Raw genomic sequence first — 20,606 nt, forward strand, 5'->3', positions numbered from 1 at the left:
CAGCTCCTTAATTACGACAATTGTAAAATTGAGTTGAACGTTTCATCCGCTGCTTTCATGATGCGTGAAGATGCCATGTACGCTTGTTGGAACTTCATCATGTTTGCCGCTTCTTCATCTAAGTTCACACCAGAAACTGAAGCAACACGACTTTGAGCAGCTTCATTCTCTACACGAGATACTTCAGATAAACGAGACGCCGTTGCTTTTTTCAGGCCAATTTCAGTATTTACGTTTTCGTATAGGTCAATCACCGTAGAGCGGCCTTCGTCCATTACTTTACGTGTCTGTAAGCCTTGCATTAGCAATAAGTTACCGTTATCACCTTCAGATGGAACTAAGTTCGCTGCAAATTTATCATTTGCTGCTGCACCACCTGTTAATTCAAACGTAGTTCCACCAACAGTTACTGGGCCTTTTGGTGGGTATGTTTGAGGTTCAAGTAACATTTTTCCTTTCATATCTAATACAGCAAACTGATTTGCTGCAGGAGAGATAACTACTTGGAATTCTTTTAATGCGCCTGATTGCAGAACTTTAAATTTTGCATTACCAGTTGCAAATGTTGCAGAACTTGCATAGCTTTGTGCGGCAATTTTCTCTGCTTCATTCATCTCAAGCTTAATTTCACCAGCCGCAATACGAGTTGGGCGAAGTAATACACGCTCACCGGCACTTAGTGGTTCACGAATTTCAACTCGCATACCGTCTAAGAAAAAGGTCGATGGGTTACCGGTTGGGTCTAAGCGTTGTACTTCACCTGTTGGTCGGGTCACTGTATATTGGCTACCATCGTATTTTAGTGCGTAATCGCCTGCTTTTAGTAAGCTGATATCATCAATAAATACGCCTACTTCAGCAGAAGAACCACCTTGTACAATGGCACGGCTACGTGCTGCTTGTTCTGAATTCACATCAGAGAAAATATTTGCACCAATCTGGCCACGCAAATCAATCGCTTGGCTTTGTAAGCGGTTAACTTCACTGCTGAAGCCTACTGCTACACGGCCTAGTTCATCCATGATTGTTGGGATAGTGCTATCACGCAATTCAAACAGTGCCGATAATTTACCGCCAATGCTGTCATGCTGAATCGCTTTCATGCCTTTACCTTCAACCATTGCTAGTCGACGCTGTAATGGGTCTGGAGTACCAGCGATCATTTTCAATTCACTTGCATTTGTGCCAGACACAAGCATGTGTCCACCACCAATTAATACATTGAATGAATTCTCGTTGTCACGCTTAGTGATCGTTACTTTTGTGTATTGAGATAGCTCTTTAATTAACTTTTCATGACGGTCCATTAGGTCATTGTGCGGACCTGGGGTCTTAACCATCATTTTGTTAATGTCTTTTAACTCAAGAGCAATGGCATTCATACGCTCTACAGTTAGATCCATCTTCTTATTTACATCTGCATTTTGCTGACGCACATTTTCGTAAAAATCGTTCAAGCTTTGTGAAACAAGACGTGATTTTTCAAGTACTACCTTACGCGCACCGATTTCGTTAGGGCTGTCGGCAAGAGTTTTTACTGCATCAAACCAATCATTGATGTTTTCAGGAATACGTTTAGCACCAATTGATGACATCATATTCGTTAATACATCAAGATTCGCTTCTGTATCCATAGAGTAGTTTAAGTTGGTTGTCGAAAGGTTCAGTTCATTTGTAGCGAACTGATCAAACGAACGTCGCACAGCGGCTACATGCACGCCTGCGCCGAAGTTTGCACCTGACACCCAATGAGGCATATTAGTATCTTGAACAACCGATTGACGACTAAAGCCTTCAGTATTAACGTTGTTAATATTGTGACTGGTCGTATTCAGTTGACGCTGCGCCGTAAGCACACCTTGTGTACCTAGATTTAGCAGATCAAGTCCCATGTTGCCTCCAAAAAAAACTCTATAAAAAGATGCGATAATATTTCCTAACGAATCTAATATAGCAATCAGTGTGCCAACTTTTATTTATTTAATTTTCAATAACTTAACAACTCCTATTGATATTTACTTTAATAGAACTCCAGATCGAATACATGTTTTTTGCCTCTTCTTTGCCTCTTTTTATTTTAAGCGGCAACCAAAAACAAAAAATCCTGCCGCTTTTTCAAGAGACAGGATTTCATGTTAGTGTTTGTATTAATGCGTTCGTATTACTTTAATAAGCTTTCTACTTTTTTCATTACACTCATTACTTTATTTGAGTAATTTGGATCCGTAGCATAACCCGCACTATGAATACCTTTAATGAAACTTTCTGAGCTATCCGTTTGTTGTAGTGCTCGTTCATAACGTGGGTTTTGATTTAAGAAACGAACAAAATCACTGAAACTCTCTTCGTAGTTATCGTATGAACGGAAGGCTGCATTTTCTGTCACTGCAATATTATCGTGATACTCAAGCGTGTTCTTAGAGATCTTATCTCCTTGCCAGCTTCTATCTGCTTTAATATTAAATAAGTTATGACTTGAATCTACCGAGTTCTTAATGACCTTTTTACCCCAACCGGTTTCTAGTGCCGCTTGTGCAATAAGAAGGTTCGAATCAACACCTAATGCTTTTGCCGCTTTTTCTGCGTAAGGCTTCATGGTATTAACAAAGTCTTGAGGTGTTTCAAATTTATCAGCAGGTTGAACTTTTCTCGCTGCTAACATTTTATCAATTTGTGCAATTTCAGGTGCTTCTGTTTGAGACTCTTGTTTTGCTTGAGAAGCATGAGGATATGAGTAATCAGCAGGCAAGCGTAATGTTTCATCGGTTGCCGCTTTACGCATTGCCATTCTTGCGTCTTGCTCTAAGTTATTGCCGCTTTGTACAGGTGCAGCTTGGTTCATTGAAGCGCCTAATTGAGCAACAATCATATCAGCTAAACCTAATGACCCTTTTTTCGATAATTCAGTGGCCATTTGATCATCACGCATTTGTTCAAAGAACTGCTGATTATCACTGCTCATCATATCGGATTTAAAAGAGTCATTTGCATTACGCATTGATTTAAAAAGCATTTGTGTGAAGATTGATTCAAACTGCTCTGCTGCTGCACGCAATGCTTTATCTTGACTGTCTTGATCGCCACTAACGGCACTTTTACGTAATTTATCAAGACCGCCTACGTCGTGGATAAATCCCACATCTGTCATATTTACTGAATTATTCATCTTCACACTTTGCATTAACTAACACTAATATAACTACAGCAAATTTAATGCCAAAAAAAACGCACCTACTAGAGGTGCGTTTATTGTCTTTATAAAGCAAGCTGCGATTAGATAATGATCAATTGACCTTCAATTGCACCTGCTTGTTTTAATGCTTGTAAAATAGCCATTAAATCTGATGGTGCAGCACCTACTTCATTCACAGCTCTTACTAAATCATCTAATGTTAAGCCCGGTTCAAATTTAAACATTTTACCTTGCTCTTCAGTCACTTCGATATCAGAGTCTGGAGTTACTACTGTTTGCCCATCACTAAATGGTCCTGGTTGACTAACCTGTAGATTCTCTTTAATTGCAACTGTCATACCACCGTGAGTTACCGCCGCCGGTTTTAACTTCACATGCTTACCAACAACGATAGTACCAGTACGAGAGTTAACAATAATTTTTGCTGAACCATCTGCTGGGTCAAAATCCACATTTTCTACCGCAGATAAGAAAGCAACACGTTGACTAATATCACGAGGGGCACGAACTCGTACCGACGTTGCATCCACAGCAGAAGCCATGTTTGGACCTAAGAAATTATTTACCGCATCTGCCATACGCTGCGCAGTAGTAAAGTCTGATTCTAAAAGGTTAAAGGTAATAAAGTCACCACGACCAAATGGAGATGGAACTTCACGTTCAACCATCGCACCACCTGAGATACGACCAACAGTTGGGTTATTACCGACAATTTTAGAACCATCAGCACCGGTTGCACTAAAACCACTTACGATTAAGTTACCTTGTGCAATCGCATACGTTTTACCATCTAGACCTTTTAAGAAAGTTTGTAATAACGTACCACCACGTAAGCTTTTTGCTGAACCTACTGATGAAACCGTTACATCAACCACTTGGCCTTGTTTAGAAAATGGTGGCAATGTTGCTGTTACCATTACTGCTGCTACGTTTTTAGTCTTTGGCTTCGTACCCGGTGGTAATTGAATACCAAAGTTTTGCAGCATGGCATTGAAACTTTGATCAGTAAATGGCGTTGACTCACCAGTACCTGGTAAACCAGAAACTAGACCATAGCCAATTAGTTGGTTACTACGAACCCCAGCAACTTCTGCTACGTCTTTAATACGTGCAGCGTGTGCTGTAGATATACTTAGGCATAACCAAGTAAAAAGTACAGTAACTAGATTTTTATTCACGTCAAAACTCCAACGATTCGTCATTATTATAGTGCTACATTAAAGAATCGTGCCAAGAATCCAGGTTCTTGCATATCTTGTTGATCACCCGTACCTGAATATTGAATACGAGCATTTGAGATTCGTGTCGAATCAATGGTGTTATCAAAATTAATATCATCAGGGCGAATGGTTCCGCTTAATCGAATGTACTCATCACCCGTATTGAGCGTTAACCATTTTTCACCACGGATCAATAAGTTACCATTTGATAATACTTCGATTACTTCCACAGTAATTGAACCACTTAAGCTATTACTTTGGTTAGCCGATGTGTTACCGGTGAAGTTGTTGTCATTTGATAACTCATAAGAAAAGTTATATTGGCCACCCATTTGCAGCTCTTGTCCACCGACTTGCAATGGATCCATGCTTGAATCATTTGATTTAGATAACTCAGCATCTGCACTTTTTGCCGCTTTTGTATTTTCAGCAAGCATAACGGTTACGATATCACCTAACCCACGAGGCTTAGTGTCATCGTACATGTCTTGTGCATGATCTACATTAAATAGAGAACCTGTAGCAGCCGCATAATGCTCTGGTTTTTCTTTAGGATGAATCGGTGCCCACGCAGGATCTCCTGCAATAGGATCATTACGACCACGTAATGTATCGATAATACCTGAGTCTTCTTCTTTGGCTTTATCACCTTCAACTGCATCAACATTTGTTGTAGCAGAAGTCACCTCGCTTTCTTGCGCGCTCGGATTTTTAATTAGCAGCGTTTCACAACCAGTTAATGTTGTTAATAGCAGTAAACAAAGAAGACGTTTCATCCTAATCACCAATTACAGTTGTTGGTTAACAAAGCTTGCCATCTTATCAACAGCAGAAATAACTTTAGAGTTCATTTCGTAAACACGTTGCGCTTCGATCATATTTACCAATTCTTCAGTTACGTTTACGTTTGATGCTTCAAGCATTGATTGACGAACGGCACCGAAACCTTCTAAACCTGGTGTTCCTTCTTGTGGGTCACCACTTGCACCTGTTGGTAGGTATAAGTTTTGACCTACAGGTTCTAAACCGCCTGGGTTAATGAAGTCAACAGTATTAATTTGACCAATAACTTGGTTATCTTGCTGACCACGTAGACGAACAGATACTTCACCGTCTGTACCAACAGTTACGTTAATCGCATCTTCAGGAACAACAATTTCAGGCTCTAAACGGTAGCCAGCACCAGTAGTTACAATCGCGCCTTCATCATTAAGAGTAAATTGACCATTACGTGTATAACCAATGTTGCCATCTGGCATAGTTACTTGGAAAAAGCCTTTACCTTCAATCATCATGTCCATACCATTTGATGTGGTTTGAGCATTACCGTTAGTAAATACTTTTTGAGTTGCTACCACTTTAGAACCAGAACCTAGCATTAAACCAGTTGGTAATTCAGTATTCTGAGTAGATTGTGCACCTGCTTGGTTTACGTTTTGGTAAAACAGATCTTCAAATACGGCACGGCTCTTTTTAAAGCCAACCGTTGAGGCGTTAGCCAAGTTGTTTGAGATAGTCGCAATGTTTGTTTGTTGTGCGTCTAAACCTGTTTTACTTACCCATAATGCTGGATTCATTGTGTATTCCTCTAAATTCTTTAATGTATTAAGTTAATCAAGTTAATTATTCAATTAACCCATACGTAATAATGAGTCTGAAGCTTTATCCATCTCTTCAGCTGTACTCATCATCTTGACTTGCATTTCAAACTGACGCTGCAAATCAATTAAATTTGTCATTTCACCAACGGCGTTAACGTTACTTCCTTCTAGCGCACCACTTAATAATGTGATGTTTGCATCAGCATCAAACGTGGCACCAGGGTTCTTTGAACGAAATAAACCATTGGTATCTTTGAATAGGTCACGATTATCGGTTTTTACTAATTTGATACGATCAACTTCAGCCATCGCTTCTGCTGGTGCACCTTGCTCAAGAACGGAGATAGTGCCGTCTTTAGCAATTTGAATTTTTGCAATTGGTAGCGGTAGCGTAATAGGTGCATCGTTTTCACCTAATACTAAATGACCACTGCCATTCATTAGTAAACCCGTTTCATCAATTTTTAGATTACCAGCACGAGTTAAACCTTCACGGCCAGTGTTATCCATTACTGAAATCCAGCCATCACCTTCAATGGTTAAATCAAGATCACGACCTGTTGTGATCACTGAACCTTGAGAAAAGCTGCTTCCCGGACGCTCTGTCATATTAAATACACGAGTAGGTAAACCTTCACCGTACGCTTGCATTGAACGAGCTTGCTCTAAATCAGCACGGAAACCCGTTGTACTTACGTTTGCAAGGTTGTTTGAACGCAATTGCATAGCTTGCATGTTTTGCTTTGCGCCACTCATGGCTAAAAATAATGCGCGATCCATAATGAACTCCAATAATCTATCTGAAGTTATAATAGCAATCAGTGTGCCAACTTTTATTTTTTATATATTTCAATAAATTAACCAAAGATGATCGCTATTTTATTACAGTGGGATATTTAAAGAGGAAAAAGAGAGGAAGTAAGAGGCAAAAATTCTGGGTAAAAAATTGCCGTCACATGAGACGGCAATTTTAAGATATTGGATAATAAAATTATTATCGAATTTGTAGGATATTTTGTTGCAACTGGTTATGTACATCCAATGAACGTGAGTTCGCTTGAAAGTTACGTTGTGCAGAGATCAAATCAACCAGTTCTTGTGTCATATCGATGTTTGATTGCTCCAAAGTACCACTTTGAATGTCACCAAATGAACCTTGGTTTGCTTCACCCCAAATAGCCGCACCAGATGCTTGTGTTGTAGACCACTGAGTACCACCATTTTGTGCAAGACCTTGCTGGTTAGTAACACGAACCATAGCTACACGACCAAGCGTCACATCTTTACCATTCGAGTATGAACCTACAATGTTACCGCTCTTATCAATATCAACTTTTGATAGGTAACCTGTTGTTGCGCCATCTTCACTAAAGCGACGCATTTCAAACGGTGCAGAGAATTGTGTTGGATTATCAAACTTCATGGTTAAGGTCTGTGAAGGATCCGCACCATTTAAGTTTAAACCATTCTCACCTAACGTTGTTGTTGCAACTGGCTGACCCGCATTAATGCTTTGAGTTGTACCATCATTATTAAAGATAATAGAGTGACCAATTTGACCCGCGGCATTCGTTGAATCACCACCATTGATATTTACTGGTTTTTCACCGTCAGTATCTGTTGAAGAGTAAAACACATTCCAACGGTTTGGTTGTGTTGCATCTTTCACATAGTACGTCGTCATTTTGTATGGCTGACCTAGAGAGTCATACGTCGTAACCGAAGTTGACTTGTTGTAAGTGTCAGGATCATTCATATCAAAAAGAGCTGGATCTTTTGGTACTTCAGTTGCTGGTAAGTTCATACCAATTTCAACATTTTCAGTTGGTTTAGGTTTACCAAATTGATCTGGGATCTTAAGTGCTTTTGGCTCATAAGACGATACGTTGCCAGATTCTGGGTCAACTTCGTAACCTAATAGAAACTCATCGTTTGATGTCGTTACGTAGTTTTCATTATCTAGGTGGAATGCACCATTACGGCTTAATTCATTTGTCGCTGGTTGTAGGCGATCTTTTGCCACAGCGAAGAAACCTTGACCCGAAATACGTAAATCCATTGGGTTATTGGTGTAAATACTTGAACCTTCGTGGAACTGTTGTGCCACTTTAGTTGTTTGTGCACCACCACCTGTTGTGGTTTTTGCATTTGAGAATAGCGATGATGAATACACATCACCAAACTCCGCACGAGATTCTTTAAAGCCATATGTATTCGCATTGGCTAAGTTATTCGATGTTGTATTTAAGTCTTTTTGAGCAGCGGCTAGACCACTTAATGCTACGTATGACATTTGATATCTCCTATCTAGCTACGCATATGTTTTCCAATTCCATTAACGATCAGAGTTAAGGAAGAGTGTTAATGGAATTGGCATAGCTTTATGAATAATTAAATGATGAAAATGGGAGTATTCAGGCAGCGATAAGTTGCTGCACTGAATATTCGCCCTTTTATGCCTTACCTACTTCTAGCACTTCTGCCAGTTTAATAGGTGAAGCAAAACCAGCAAGATTTAGCAGAACATTGCCATCACCTTTGCCCAGAAGAACACTGTTTACGTTTGCGTATGTAGATACACCAAACTCTTTGTTTTCTCCATCAAGCACGCCAGCAGCTTTAATATTGTAGCGACCAGCAGGCATTGCATTGCCTTTATCATCTTTGCCGTCCCACTCTACTCGAGTGTCGCCAGCAGGTTTAGCGCCCACATCTAAAGTACGAATTAATTGGCCTTGTTCGTTTTCAACACGAACCATTAGGTTATTAATTGCTTGAGGCAATTTAACCATTGCCGCCATACCTTTATCTGCTTCTTTTAAGCCTTTAGCGCCAGGTACTAAAACATCACGACCAACAAGCGAAGACGCTTGTAATGCTTGGTTAGATGTCATTGATGAATTCAAGCTATCAAACTGTGTATTCATCTTGCCAATACCATCGACAGTTGCAAATGAAGCCATTTGCGCAATCATCTGGTCGTTTTCAACCGGTTTAAATGGGTCTTGTTGAGACAACTGCTTGGTTAGCAATGAAAGGAAGTCTTCTTGCTTCAGTTCATTTTTGCCGCCCGTTGTTTTTTCAGTTTTGTTCGCCTCTTGAAGACTCTTTAACTGGTCGATGTAGGACAAGCCGTTTTGACCAACGTTATTGATTCCAGTCATAGCTACCTCCTATCCTTATTGACCCATTCGCAGAGTACTCTGCAACATTTGTTTACTCGCATCTGCAACTTGAACATTCGTTTGGTATGAACGAGAAGCAGAAATCATGTTTGCCATTTCTTCCATCACATTAACGTTTGGCTTAAAGATATAGCCATCGTCATTTGCCATAGGATGATCTGGGTTATATTCTGCACGTAGAGGCTTTTGGCTTTCAACAATACCAAGAACTTTTACAGGAACTGTATGATCTTGTTTGTATTTTGCTTTGCTCAATTCCGCACCAAAAACAGCCTGGCGTGCTTTATAAGTTTCAGCAGCTGAGCTACTTACACTGTCTGCGTTTGCCATGTTACTTGAAGTGGTGTTAAGACGAACTGACTCTGCACTCATTGCAGAACCTGTAACGTTAAAAACATTAAATAAGCTCATCTCTATTCCCCTTTAATTGCTTTGGTTAGGTTTTTGAACTTGCTACCTAAAAAGTCTAATGATGCTTGATGACGAAGTTGGTTTTGCATAAACAAGTTACGCTCCAAATCCACATCTACCGTATTGCCATCACCTGTATCAGGTTGAGTTGGAAGACGGTATTGAATTTCCCCAGCCATTCGTGTTGAGGCATTAATGTGCCGACCATCAGTACGGCTTAAGCCCATACTTGCTTTCGATGTTGCCGACTGTAATGCTTTTTGAAAATCCATTCCTTTTGCTTTATAGCCCGGAGTATTCGCTTGAGCGATGTTTGTCGCTAACATTTCAGCACGTTCAGAGCGAACTCCAACCGTATACTGATGAATACCCAATGCTTTATCAAAAGAAATTGCCATTTCAAACCCTCCACAAGAACTGACTAGCAGTATATATAATTTCTATATTGCAACCTGTATGCCAACTTTTTCAATTCACAGAGCAGATTGACGATACTACCGATATTTATTTAGCAATATCTGAGCCAACTATAGATTACAGGCACAAAAAAAGCGACCTAAGTCGCTTTTTGTTCAATAATTACTCAATCATAATTATTTTAATTTATAAATAATGCCCGGATTACAACGCACCATCTCAAATTTATCAGTTAATCCAGTTAACGATTCCGATGCACCTAACAATAAGTAGCCACCAGGGTTAAGACTTGCCGCCATTTGATTTAACACTTGAGATTTCATCTCAGGTGAAAAGTAAATCAATACGTTACGACAAAAAATAATGTCAAACTTACCCAATAAGCTGTAGCTATCCATTAGGTTCTGAGGACGGAAATTCACCATACGTTTGATTTTATCGTTGATTTTCATCTTGCCATCACCCGCATCTTCAAAGAAAGCACGGCGACGTTCAGGAGATAAACCACGACTTAATGCTAAGTTGTCATAAACACCTGCTTTACAGGTTTCAAGCATTGATGGTGAAATATCGGTTGCAGTAATACTGATATTAGGAAGAAAGCCCGGCTTACGAGCTTGGATTTCAGAAATGATCATCCCCATTGAATAAGGTTCTTGACCAGATGAACTTGCCGCTGACCAAATTTTTAATGGGCGACGGTTTGCCGCTAACTCTGGCAACAATTTGTCTGCAAGCACAGTAAATGGGTAACCATCTCTAAACCACAAAGTTTCATTGGTTGTCATTGCATCAACAGCAGCGACACGCAGCTCTCGGTTACGACCAGAAATCACTTGTTGTAATAGATCAGATAATGAAGCTAATGAAAACTTAGCAACTAAAGGACTCAGTCGGCTTCTAACTAAATATTGCTTACTGTCCCCTAGGACAATACCACATTGAGATTCTAGAAAGCGGCTGAAGTCACGATACTCTTGTTCGTTGATAGTTATAGTTGTCATTAACGGTTTAACTTCCAAATAAAAAATGAATTGCCGTTTTATATTACTACGACAATAGGATTTAGCTTATTACTTTATGCTGTTTATTTTTCAACAGCCTTCTTCACGGCCGCACCTAACTCATCAGGATTAAATTTAGCTATGAATTGGTTTGCACCAACACGCTCTACCATTGCTTGGTTGAATACGCCACTTAGTGAAGTATGCAATATAACGTGCAGATCTTTTAGTGCTGGCTCACGACGAATTTCAGCGGTTAATGTATAACCATCCATCTCTGGCATTTCAACATCAGAAATAACTAACCCGATTTGCTCATATACGCTACCAGCGTTTGCCATTTCAACTAGCTTATTCAGTGCTTCTTTACCATCTTTTACCATGATAGTTTCAAAGCCAATAGATTCAACAGCACGTTGTACTTGTTTACGAGCAACACTAGAGTCATCAGCAATAAGTACTTTACGAACAACTTCTTGGCTCATAGATGTCATCTCTTCAACCAGTTCTTCGTTCATTGTTTCGTCGATAGGTGCAATCTCAGCTAAGATTTTTTCAACATCTAAAATCTCAACTAATTCTTCATCAATATTTGTTACTGCTGTTAGGTAGTTTGCACGACCAGTACCTTGTGGCGGTGGCAAAATTGCCTCCCAGTGCATATTAACAATACGCTCTACCGATTTTACTAAGAAACCTTGAATTGTACGGTTAAATTCCGAAATAATAATAAAACATTTATCAATTTCAGTGGTTGGACGACCGCCAGTAGCAAGACTTAAATCAATAACAGAGATAGTTTGGCCACGAATATGCGCGATACCTTTTACTAAAGGATTTAAATTTGGCATTGAAGTCAACTTCGGACACTGTAATACTTCTTTTACTTTAAAAACGTTAATACCATAACGTTGACGTCCCATAAGACGAAAAGTAAGCAGTTCTAAACGGTTCTGCCCTACAAGTTGTGTGCGCTGATTCACCGAATCCAGTATACCTGTCATTATATGACTCCATCTTGTGCCACTATGTAATTAAACCGCGAGCCTAACATAACCCTATGAAGAACACGATATACAACATGGCATTTTATATTGAAAATATGATGATAATAAAAAAATGTGATTACAGAACCACTTTTTATCGACTTATAAGCGTTATCGGCCTATTTATAAGTTTCTTTAGCTCGAATGTGCATGCTGCCACAGATGAACAGTTAGATGCAATCAAACACGCTGCAGAAAGTTTTCTACAATCCCAAATTGAAGTACCTCAAAATGGTACTTTACATATTGAAGCAGCTCGTATCGATAGCAGAATACAAGCAACAGACTGCCCTGCACCATTAATTGCCTCTTTACCTGGCCGCCTTAATTCAAGCGGCAATACATCGATCCTTGTTGAATGTCAGCCAGATGATTGGAAAGTGTATGTTCCGGTAAAAACAGAGTTAATGATGCCTTTAGTCACCGCAATCTCTTCTTTATCAAGAGGGCACACCATATCAAGCAGTGATTTAACATTGACCATGGTTAACAGCCGAACTTACCAACGAGGCGGTTATATTAATGTTGATGATCTCGTAGGTGCCCGCATTAAACGCAGTGTTAGAGCTGGTGAAACTGTAGAAAAAAACGACATCTGCATGGTATGTCGCAACGACAGTGTTATAATTAAAGCAGTAAAAGGTGAATTAAGTATTATCACAAAAGGAACCGCACTTGGTGACGGAGCTCTTGGTGATAAAGTTAACGTTAAAAATGATAAATCCAATCGAATCGTAAATGGTATTGTCACCTCTGTTGGTGAAATTAGCATCCATTTTTAAGGTATTAATTAATATCGAATAAAATTTTTATTTTTTACTAAACTATCTTACTCGATTGCCGATAAATTGATCATGGCATCATTTATGCTTAGTTTTACTACAGTTTAAAATAATGAAAAAAGCGTCAAAAATTTTCATTATTTACTAAAGTTATTTTTTTGACAGCCGATAGATAGATTAGAAGAATGTATTAACCGGCTAAAAGGCTTGAATATATGACAAGTATTGACCAATTACGTGCTAGCCAGGCAATGGCGTCTTTACGCAATCAGGCTCGTGTAGATTCTGGTGATAAAGCTCCAGAAACTCAAGCACCTGCGTTGTCTGCAAAATCAGATGCGGTTTCTTTAAGTAATCAAGGTAAAGAAATTGGCCAAATGCACCAACAATTAGCAACAGAACCTTCTTTCAATGAAGATAAAGTTGCTGCAATCAAAGCTGCTATTGCAAATGGATCATACACAGTTGATCCTGAACGTTTAGCAGACAACATGATTAAATTTGAAGACGAATTAGCCGGCCTATAACCTAGGCTGGTTAAGACTCTCACTGTTTTATTTACATTAGGAACATATGGCTCAGACACTTACTGAACTGCTTGATCTACAACGCAGCGTTGCGCTCTCTCTTTCTACGGTATTAAGTCGAGAGAAAGTCGCTATCGCAAGTAGAAAGCCGACGGAAATGGAAAGTATTGCCCATGATAAATTAGGCTTACTTAATCAATTACGTCAGTATGATCAGCTATTAGGAAGTCATGCGGAACGTCAACTGCTGTCTGAAGATAATGCACTTAATGAAAAAGTATCGGAAATTAAATCGATCATTCATGATTGTAAGCAAGAAAACGAAGTCAATGGTGAAGCACTGCAACGTGCTCAACTTAGCTTCAACAAGCTAAACAATCTAATGCAGCAAAGCCGTGGCAAAAATGGCATGACGTATACTGCTGAAGGCCAAACACGTAATGTGACGACATTAGGCACTAACGTAAAAGCTTAAGTAGCCTTCTCACGATCATCGATTTCTTATCCAACCGTGTTGTATTTCTAACACGGTTTTTTTCTATCTTTTCACACCGAACTCTAACTCTTATTTATCCTCCTCGATTTTAGTACTTATTATTATTTCTCTTAACTCATCCCTAAAACCTAGTCCCTGCTCTTACTCCTCTTAACTCGCCCCCAAAACCTAATCCCAGCTCTTACTCCTCTTAACTCGCCCCCAAAACCTAATCCCTGCTCTTACTCCTCTTAACTCGTCCCTAAAACCTAGCCCCTGCTCTTACTCCTCTTTACTCGTTCCTAAACCTAGCTCTCGCTCTTACTTCTCTAACTCGCCCCTAAAACCTAGCTCCTGCTCTTACTCTCCCTATCTTACAAAAACAAAAAAGCCCTCGGCACCAAGTACCAAGGGCAATAGCATTATGTCGAATGAGAGCTTCTAACTAATCCTATCTAAAAGCATCAATTAGAATAACGTTGTTTTTCTTTGTGTTGATGGTACATCGAAAACCTGACCTTGGTTTTTCATACGTTCCATCTTTTTCAAATTAAGCTTTAATTCAGTAACGTAACTATCTCCAACAGGATAAGTTCTAACCACTTCTGCGCCACGAATAATACCATCTACACCAGCACTGGTGCTTTCTTCACCAAGCTGCTGATCATTCATCTCAACTTTACCGCTGATACGCATGCCATAAACCTGCTCAGCAAGCTCACGATAAGCATCAACTTTAGATGCTCGCATTGCTCTAATGCGTTTTTCATCGATATTCTTGCCAGCTTGCTCACTAATGCTTGCGTATCCAACAGCGGTAAGGTTATCGCTTTCACGCATAACACCGATCGGCTGACATCCAACTAATACTAATAGAGCTAATAAAAACCAATGTTTCATATTCGCTTCTCCTATGGACGAAGGATAATTGTGTTACGTTCTGCTTTTTGAACATCAGAACGAATGATCACACCATCTTCCATACGCATTGTATTTAGTGTGTCTAAATCACGGCCAATTCGATCCGCAGGTAGGAAACCTTGTGCCGATGCAACAACAACACGAGTTTGCATACCGATAACACGAGCATTAATTAATACACCACCATCTTGGCGAAGCATTGTACCTGTTAGCACGTAATCAACTTGCTGCTCTTGAACCAATTCTTTCCAATCACGGCTAAATGCAAAGTCACCCTGCTGAGTTACTCTGATATTACCCGTTGTTTTATAGTCAATAACTTTAAAGCCACGACGTTGAAGTTGGAAAATAAAGCTTTCTGTCACCGAATTACCTAACCAGTTTGTTTGATCCATTTGTTGTAGATCTACAAAAGAAGTAATGGCAATTGGTGAACGAGCAGATAACGTCGTATTTGATGTTACTAACTGTTCAGTTAAGCTTTCAATGAAGTAGTCCATTGTATGGCGTGGAGTATCAGCCAACATAAATGGGCTACCGTTATATGGTTCTTTACCATTATAAATAGGTGAATATGCACATGCACTCATCACCATAGACAGTAAAATTACAACCAATGCTCTCATTCTATTATCTCCAGATAATGTTTTAATATACTTACTAATTCTTCAATTTAAGCGTCAAACTTAAACTAGGAACAAAACTTGCTATAGTTAAGGAAACGCAATTTGTAAGTACTTTTATCAATCAACAAATATTAGTTAGCAAATTCCATACCCACTTGGCAGATAACAGTAATGAAAAAAATAATTTATTTAATTACCTCTATATTAACAATGAGTTACATTGCACCAGCACATGCTGAGTGGTTTGAGGTAACAGGTTCAGCAAGTGTCTTAACCAGTAAAGATGCGGCAAGAGCTAATGCACTAGAAGATGCCGCTTATCAAGCAATGCTGTTTTCTGGGGCCGATATTAGCCGCCTAAAGGATCTTAAGATCTTTTTAGAGAATGATAATAAACGTTATCAATTTAGCGGTAGTGAAATTCGCAGTATCGAAGTGGTTAAAGAAAAGAAGAAAAACGACAAAATTTATATTACTGCTCGTATTGATATCTACCCTTCGGCAAACAGTTGCCATATAGGGCAATACAAGAAGACGTTTATGACGAGTGAAATCACGATTGACTCACCACAACAAGCGGTAATGGGTAAGGTATATCATTTAGGTGAAGATTTAAGTACGATTTTTTCACGTCAATTAGATAAAGAATCACAAAGCTTTGTATCAGTAGGTACTTCTCATATTCGTATTGATAAACGTCAACCAGAAGTTGCTAAAATGATAGCGGAAGATCATGGTGCGCAGTACATATTCTCAGGAAGCATTACAGACTTAAGTGCCACGATTGAACAGAATTTACTAAAGAAAGATACCATTAACCGTCAATTTGCTATCGAAGTTGCGGTATTAGATGGTAAGACAGGTCAAACAATTTACAACAACAACTACCGTGAAGTTGCGTTATGGAACTTTCCTAAAACCAGTGAAGTAGATACACAGAGCGCACGTTTTTGGACTTCTGCTTATGGCGAAATGGTATTAAGAGTTAACCGTGACATCATGCTTGATCTTGAAAATCAATTTGCTTGTAAAATGACACTGCCACAAGTTGTAAATATCAATAATAACCGTATCACAATGGATCTTGGTCGTATTCACGGTGTTAAGAAAGGCGATAAATTAGATCTTTGGCATACAGGTTCTTTTATTGATCAAAATGGTTTACCACGTAATAAAGTGACTAAGACAAGTATTACGTTAACCGTAGATCGAGTGTATGAACAAAATGCAGATCTTGTTATTGATCAACCACAGTTAATTAATAGCATTCAAATTGGCGATGTTATGCATAAAAACATAGCTGAATAAACCAGTTTTCAACCTTTAAGTAATGAGAAGCAGTGCCTAGTGTGTTGTTTCTCATTGTTTTATGACTCTTACCAACGTTTTACCTCCTTAGTTATTGTATTCTTAGTCAATAATTCAAATTCAATTTTCAAATCAGAATGCAATGCTAGGTTATTTTCACTTTATTATCGGTTGTTTTTTCTTTCTGATAAGCTTTAATTCATCTGCAACTTCAGTCATGTCCTCAGAATCTTGGCAAGAAGAATACCATTTAAACCGTATTGAGAATCCAAACAAAGCACTCTCAATGCTAAACAATGTGTATTCATCACTACCACCAAGTACTGAACGTATTTTTACTGCAACAAGAATCCATGGTTTTGTAACTCGCCGTGGTAACGAATATACCTCCCCACTTAAAAATAATACAACGAATATTTATGATCATATTGAATCATTAATCTTATTATCTATGGACTTAGAAGATAATGGGGATTATAAACAAGCACTTCAACAAATTAAGAAAGCTCAGCTGAAATCAAAAAATTTAAATGACTTAGATTTAAATAGTTTGTTATCTATTAAGCAATGTCGTTCAAACTTAGCTTTAGGCAATTATTATCTCGCTGAATTTTACTGCCAATCGGCAATAAAGCACTTAGAAAAAACAAAAGATCATTATATCGATATCAAATGGGCATATCGCTTATTAGCTTTAAGCTATCAAGGCGTAAGTGATTTTAAATCCGCATTAAAAGCCAATGAAAAAGCATTATCTCTAAGCAAAAGTTATGAATTAAACGATACGATTTATAATAATATTAGCTCGTTATTACTACAGATGGGACAATTAAAAGAAGCAGAGAAGTATGCAAAAAAAGCATTAAAAATAAGGGAGAAGCGTCAAATCAGTCAAAAAATTGCACAGTCACATATTCTTCTCGCACAGATATATTTAAAATCATCGCAATATGTTTACGCGAAATCGTGTGCAAATTTCGCTATAGCACAACTTAATGACAATACAACTAATGCGCAAACTCTTAGTCAAGCATACTTAACATTAGCAGCAGTTCTAAATAAACAGAGTTATTATGATGAAGCCATTGAATATCTACTACTCGCATTAAAACAATTAGACAACCATTCAAATTCCGACTTACTTATTAATACTTATCAGCTACTTAGCAGTGCTTATTTAAAGCATGAAAACTCAAATAAAGCATTAGACTACATATCAATTGCTATTGATAAATCTCAACAATCCCAGAACCAGCAAGCATTAGCAAATTCATATCTCATAAAATCAGATATAGAAGAATTTACTGGTGATATAAGAGCAGCTCTTATTACTCGCAAACTATATGAAAATGTCATCAAAAAAATTCATGCTTTAAATGATGACAATAGAGATATCACATTAGAATTACGTAACCTTCTAATAGAGAAAGAAAAAGAAAAGTTACAGCATTTAAAAGAAAAGCATCAACAGTTATCAGCGATAAATACAGAGAAACAACATAAATTACTCTTTCAAATTATGATTATTATTTTAGTTTTAATCGTTTATTTAGTGTTGCGTTTAAAATTGAATCCTAAGCATAATTTCAATTAATGCTCTATATTTAGATATAGCAATGGATATGCAACACCTAAAATCGTAAGGAAAAATCAATCGTATTATTGAGGTCTAAGCGATGAAGTACACATTTTTAGCTATTCTTTTATCTATATCTTCGTTTAATGTACTTGCATATGGCGGCGCAACTGAAGTTGGTCCAAAAGTATCTTGTGAACTACCCGATGGGACAGTATCAGAAACTTATTTATTATTATGCAAGGGCAATGGCGGTACTGTTAAAGCTGATTAAAGAAAGCATTAATCAGTAGCAATGACTAAGTAATTACTGAAAAAGTAAAAACGCCAAGCATAAAAAAACCGCTGAATAACAGCGGTTTTTATCTAAAATATAAGCAGGATTATGCGTTAGCTTCACGCTCTGCGATAAATGCTAATGCCATCTTGATACGAGCAACAACACGCTCTTTACCCACTAATTGCATAACAGCATCTACTGATGGTGATTGACCACCGCCAGTTACCGCAACACGTAGAGGCATACCAATTTTACCCATACCGATTTCTAACTCAGCACACACTTCTTCAATTACGTTATGTAGGTTTTCAGTAGTCCACTCTTCTAGCGCTTCAACTTTAGCTAAAGCAAGCTCTAATGGGCCTTTAGCAACACCACGTAAGTGTTTCTTCGCAGCACCAGCTTCGAACTCTTCGAAATCTTGATAGAAGTAGCGAGATTGCTCCGCTAATTCAATCAGCGTATTACAACGCTCACCTACCAGCTTAATAACTTCAGTAATTGCAGGTCCATTATCTAAAGAGATTTCTTTTTGATCTAAGTGCCATTGTAGGTATTTTGCAACATACTCAGGCTCTGATGATTTAATGTAGTGGTTGTTTAACCATAACAATTTATCAGTGTTGAATGCTGATGCTGATTTACTTACTGCGCTTAAACTAAATAGATTAATCATCTCTTCTTGAGAGAAAATCTCTTGATCACCATGAGACCAACCTAAACGTACTAAGTAGTTATTAAGTGCGTTTGGTAGGTAACCTTCATCACGGTATTGCATTACAGATACCGCACCATGACGCTTAGACAGTTTTGCACCATCATCACCAAGGATCATTGCACAGTGTGCAAACATTGGTACTGGAGCACCTAATGCTTCATAGATATTGATTTGACGAGGCGTGTTATTGATATGGTCTTCACCACGAATAACTTGAGTAATACCCATATCCCAGTCATCAACCACTACTACGAAGTTGTATGTTGGAGCACCATCAGTACGACGAATGATTAAGTCATCCAGTTGGCTGTTTGAGATTTCAATGCGGCCACGGATCTGATCATCAAATACTACCGAACCTTCTTTTGGGTTACGGAAGCGAATTACACATGCATCACCTTCTTTTGCAGCCGCGTTCGCAGCAACAATTTTAGGATGATTTGCATCGTAACGAGCCATTTCTTTGTTTGCTTCTTGCTCTGCACGAATTTCATCTAGCAGTTCTTTTGATGCATAACATTTGTATGCTTTATCTTCAGCAAGCAGTTGGTCAACAACTTCATTGTAACGGTCAAAACGCTTAGATTGGTAATATGGACCTTCATCCCATTCCATACCCATCCAGTGCATACCTTCAATAATAGCCTCTACCGCTTCTTGAGAGTTACGCTCTAGATCCGTATCTTCGATACGTAGAACAAATTCGCCACCTTGGTTTTTAGCAAAAAGCCATGAGTAAAGTGCTGTACGAGCACCACCAACGTGAAGATAGCCTGTTGGGCTTGGAGCAAAACGAGTTTTAACCGTCATTGTTATTACCTTTTTGAAGAGGTTGAGCTGAATCTGTCAGCACCACATAATTTGTGCGCTATTTTAGCACTATAAGGTAAATCTACAATGATTGAGTTACTTTAATATAAGTAGTACATATTAAATTAAAATGCACTAACTCTTAAAGTCTATTTATAACCAAAATCATAAGCAATAAAAGCATCCCAGCCTCTTTGCCATTCTACCTTTATCATCACTACATCTTTCTGAGAATCACATTGCCCTGTATAACGAATACCACTGATCCCCTTCTCAAAAGCTTGAAAAGGATTACAATAATCGTTTATACCTTTTTGATATCCTTCAAGGTAGGCTTTTTTACTAAATGGAATTTTTTCTTTCATTTGTGTTAATGCATCATCATCTATACTATACCCTCGGCTTCCAAAACGTTTGCCTTGCCCAAACCAATACTCCTCAGAAGTCTGCGGTATAGAAGTACACCCAAGAAAAAAAATAAAATTAAATAAGATATTTTCTTCATA

Annotated in this window: 22 protein-coding genes; 6 read left to right on the forward strand and 16 right to left on the reverse strand. The window is 38.4% G+C overall.

The genetic code is table 11. From position 1 onward, the window contains the following. Nucleotides 1-11 precede the first annotated feature (11 nt). From flgK to AVFI_RS10000, 12 genes are all read right to left on the reverse strand, one after another. The gene (flgK, locus tag AVFI_RS09945; protein WP_005420386.1) at nt 12-1,892 is read right to left on the reverse strand and encodes a flagellar hook-associated protein FlgK; all 1,881 of its coding nucleotides are present in this window, start codon (nt 1,890-1,892) and stop codon (nt 12-14) included. Between the two features lie 269 nt (nt 1,893-2,161). Further along, on the reverse strand, nt 2,162-3,166 hold the full coding sequence (flgJ, locus tag AVFI_RS09950) for a flagellar assembly peptidoglycan hydrolase FlgJ (protein WP_065604908.1): 1,005 nt from the start codon (nt 3,164-3,166) through the stop codon (nt 2,162-2,164). Between the two features lie 107 nt (nt 3,167-3,273). Further along, the gene (locus tag AVFI_RS09955; protein WP_011262372.1) at nt 3,274-4,395 is read right to left on the reverse strand and encodes a flagellar basal body P-ring protein FlgI; all 1,122 of its coding nucleotides are present in this window, start codon (nt 4,393-4,395) and stop codon (nt 3,274-3,276) included. 2 nt (nt 4,396-4,397) lie between these two features. Beyond that, complete coding sequence (gene flgH / locus AVFI_RS09960; protein ID WP_011262373.1) at nt 4,398-5,189, reverse strand: flagellar basal body L-ring protein FlgH; 792 nt, start codon at nt 5,187-5,189, stop codon at nt 4,398-4,400. Nucleotides 5,190-5,201: 12 nt separating this feature from the next. Next, entirely contained in the window at nt 5,202-5,990 is a 789-nt protein-coding gene (gene flgG / locus AVFI_RS09965) for a flagellar basal-body rod protein FlgG (RefSeq protein ID WP_005420395.1), read from the reverse strand. 54 nt (nt 5,991-6,044) lie between these two features. Then, entirely contained in the window at nt 6,045-6,794 is a 750-nt protein-coding gene (locus AVFI_RS09970) for a flagellar basal body rod protein FlgF (protein WP_005420397.1), read from the reverse strand. Between the two features lie 214 nt (nt 6,795-7,008). Continuing rightward, complete coding sequence (gene flgE, locus AVFI_RS09975) at nt 7,009-8,307, reverse strand: flagellar hook protein FlgE (protein WP_005420399.1); 1,299 nt, start codon at nt 8,305-8,307, stop codon at nt 7,009-7,011. Nucleotides 8,308-8,467: 160 nt separating this feature from the next. Next, on the reverse strand, nt 8,468-9,178 hold the full coding sequence (gene flgD, locus AVFI_RS09980; protein WP_005420404.1) for a flagellar hook assembly protein FlgD: 711 nt from the start codon (nt 9,176-9,178) through the stop codon (nt 8,468-8,470). A gap of 15 nt (nt 9,179-9,193) precedes the next feature. Continuing rightward, nucleotides 9,194-9,610 carry a flagellar basal body rod protein FlgC gene (flgC, locus tag AVFI_RS09985; RefSeq protein ID WP_005420405.1) on the reverse strand — a complete coding sequence of 139 codons (417 nt, stop codon included), beginning with the start codon at nt 9,608-9,610 and terminating at the stop codon, nt 9,194-9,196. A 2-nt stretch (nt 9,611-9,612) separates the two neighbouring features. Further along, on the reverse strand, nt 9,613-10,008 hold the full coding sequence (gene flgB / locus AVFI_RS09990; RefSeq protein ID WP_005420406.1) for a flagellar basal body rod protein FlgB: 396 nt from the start codon (nt 10,006-10,008) through the stop codon (nt 9,613-9,615). Nucleotides 10,009-10,203: 195 nt separating this feature from the next. Beyond that, nucleotides 10,204-11,031, reverse strand: coding sequence for a CheR family methyltransferase (locus AVFI_RS09995; protein ID WP_005420407.1), 828 nt, complete (start codon nt 11,029-11,031; stop codon nt 10,204-10,206). Nucleotides 11,032-11,114: 83 nt separating this feature from the next. Next, on the reverse strand, nt 11,115-12,035 hold the full coding sequence (locus tag AVFI_RS10000; protein WP_005420408.1) for a chemotaxis protein CheV: 921 nt from the start codon (nt 12,033-12,035) through the stop codon (nt 11,115-11,117). A 77-nt stretch (nt 12,036-12,112) separates the two neighbouring features. On the opposite strand from AVFI_RS10000, the gene flgA reads away from it, so the two are divergent. The 3 genes from flgA to AVFI_RS10015 all read left to right on the forward strand — a co-directional run bounded on the left by flgA (nt 12,113) and on the right by AVFI_RS10015 (nt 13,861). Beyond that, nucleotides 12,113-12,859: a flagellar basal body P-ring formation chaperone FlgA gene (gene flgA, locus AVFI_RS10005; protein ID WP_188863467.1), complete on the forward strand. Its 747-nt coding sequence runs from the start codon at nt 12,113-12,115 to the stop codon at nt 12,857-12,859. 215 nt (nt 12,860-13,074) lie between these two features. Continuing rightward, on the forward strand, nt 13,075-13,386 hold the full coding sequence (flgM, locus tag AVFI_RS10010) for a flagellar biosynthesis anti-sigma factor FlgM (RefSeq protein ID WP_005420410.1): 312 nt from the start codon (nt 13,075-13,077) through the stop codon (nt 13,384-13,386). A gap of 46 nt (nt 13,387-13,432) precedes the next feature. After that, the gene (locus AVFI_RS10015; protein WP_005420411.1) at nt 13,433-13,861 is read left to right on the forward strand and encodes a flagella synthesis protein FlgN; all 429 of its coding nucleotides are present in this window, start codon (nt 13,433-13,435) and stop codon (nt 13,859-13,861) included. 468 nt (nt 13,862-14,329) lie between these two features. On the opposite strand, the gene AVFI_RS10020 is transcribed toward AVFI_RS10015, so the two are convergent. Together AVFI_RS10020 and AVFI_RS10025 are read right to left on the reverse strand one after the other, a co-directional pair. Beyond that, on the reverse strand, nt 14,330-14,761 hold the full coding sequence (locus AVFI_RS10020; RefSeq protein ID WP_054775457.1) for an LPP20 family lipoprotein: 432 nt from the start codon (nt 14,759-14,761) through the stop codon (nt 14,330-14,332). 11 nt (nt 14,762-14,772) lie between these two features. Then, nucleotides 14,773-15,408: a FlgO family outer membrane protein gene (locus AVFI_RS10025; protein WP_005420414.1), complete on the reverse strand. Its 636-nt coding sequence runs from the start codon at nt 15,406-15,408 to the stop codon at nt 14,773-14,775. Between the two features lie 171 nt (nt 15,409-15,579). Here AVFI_RS10025 and AVFI_RS10030 point away from each other — a divergent pair, with 171 nt between their 5' ends. The 3 genes from AVFI_RS10030 to AVFI_RS10040 all read left to right on the forward strand — a co-directional run bounded on the left by AVFI_RS10030 (nt 15,580) and on the right by AVFI_RS10040 (nt 18,566). After that, complete coding sequence (locus AVFI_RS10030; RefSeq protein WP_005420415.1) at nt 15,580-16,716, forward strand: flagellar assembly protein FlgT; 1,137 nt, start codon at nt 15,580-15,582, stop codon at nt 16,714-16,716. Between the two features lie 217 nt (nt 16,717-16,933). Further along, nucleotides 16,934-18,310, forward strand: a complete 1,377-nt coding sequence (locus tag AVFI_RS10035; protein WP_236782064.1) for a tetratricopeptide repeat protein — start codon at nt 16,934-16,936, stop codon at nt 18,308-18,310. An 82-nt stretch (nt 18,311-18,392) separates the two neighbouring features. Next, nucleotides 18,393-18,566 (forward strand): hypothetical protein, encoded by a 174-nt coding sequence (locus AVFI_RS10040; RefSeq protein WP_012533159.1) that lies wholly within the window; start codon nt 18,393-18,395, stop codon nt 18,564-18,566. A gap of 109 nt (nt 18,567-18,675) precedes the next feature. Here AVFI_RS10040 and gltX read toward each other — a convergent pair whose 3' ends face one another. Together gltX and AVFI_RS10050 are read right to left on the reverse strand one after the other, a co-directional pair. Then, nucleotides 18,676-20,100, reverse strand: a complete 1,425-nt coding sequence (gltX, locus tag AVFI_RS10045) for a glutamate--tRNA ligase (RefSeq protein WP_054775456.1) — start codon at nt 20,098-20,100, stop codon at nt 18,676-18,678. Nucleotides 20,101-20,249: 149 nt separating this feature from the next. Then, nucleotides 20,250-20,594 carry a DUF2799 domain-containing protein gene (locus AVFI_RS10050; protein ID WP_054775455.1) on the reverse strand — a complete coding sequence of 115 codons (345 nt, stop codon included), beginning with the start codon at nt 20,592-20,594 and terminating at the stop codon, nt 20,250-20,252. Nucleotides 20,595-20,606: the final 12 nt, after the last annotated feature.

It is taken from the genome of Aliivibrio fischeri ATCC 7744 = JCM 18803 = DSM 507 (assembly GCF_023983475.1).
GTDB classification, from domain to species: Bacteria; Pseudomonadota; Gammaproteobacteria; order Enterobacterales; family Vibrionaceae; genus Aliivibrio; species Aliivibrio fischeri.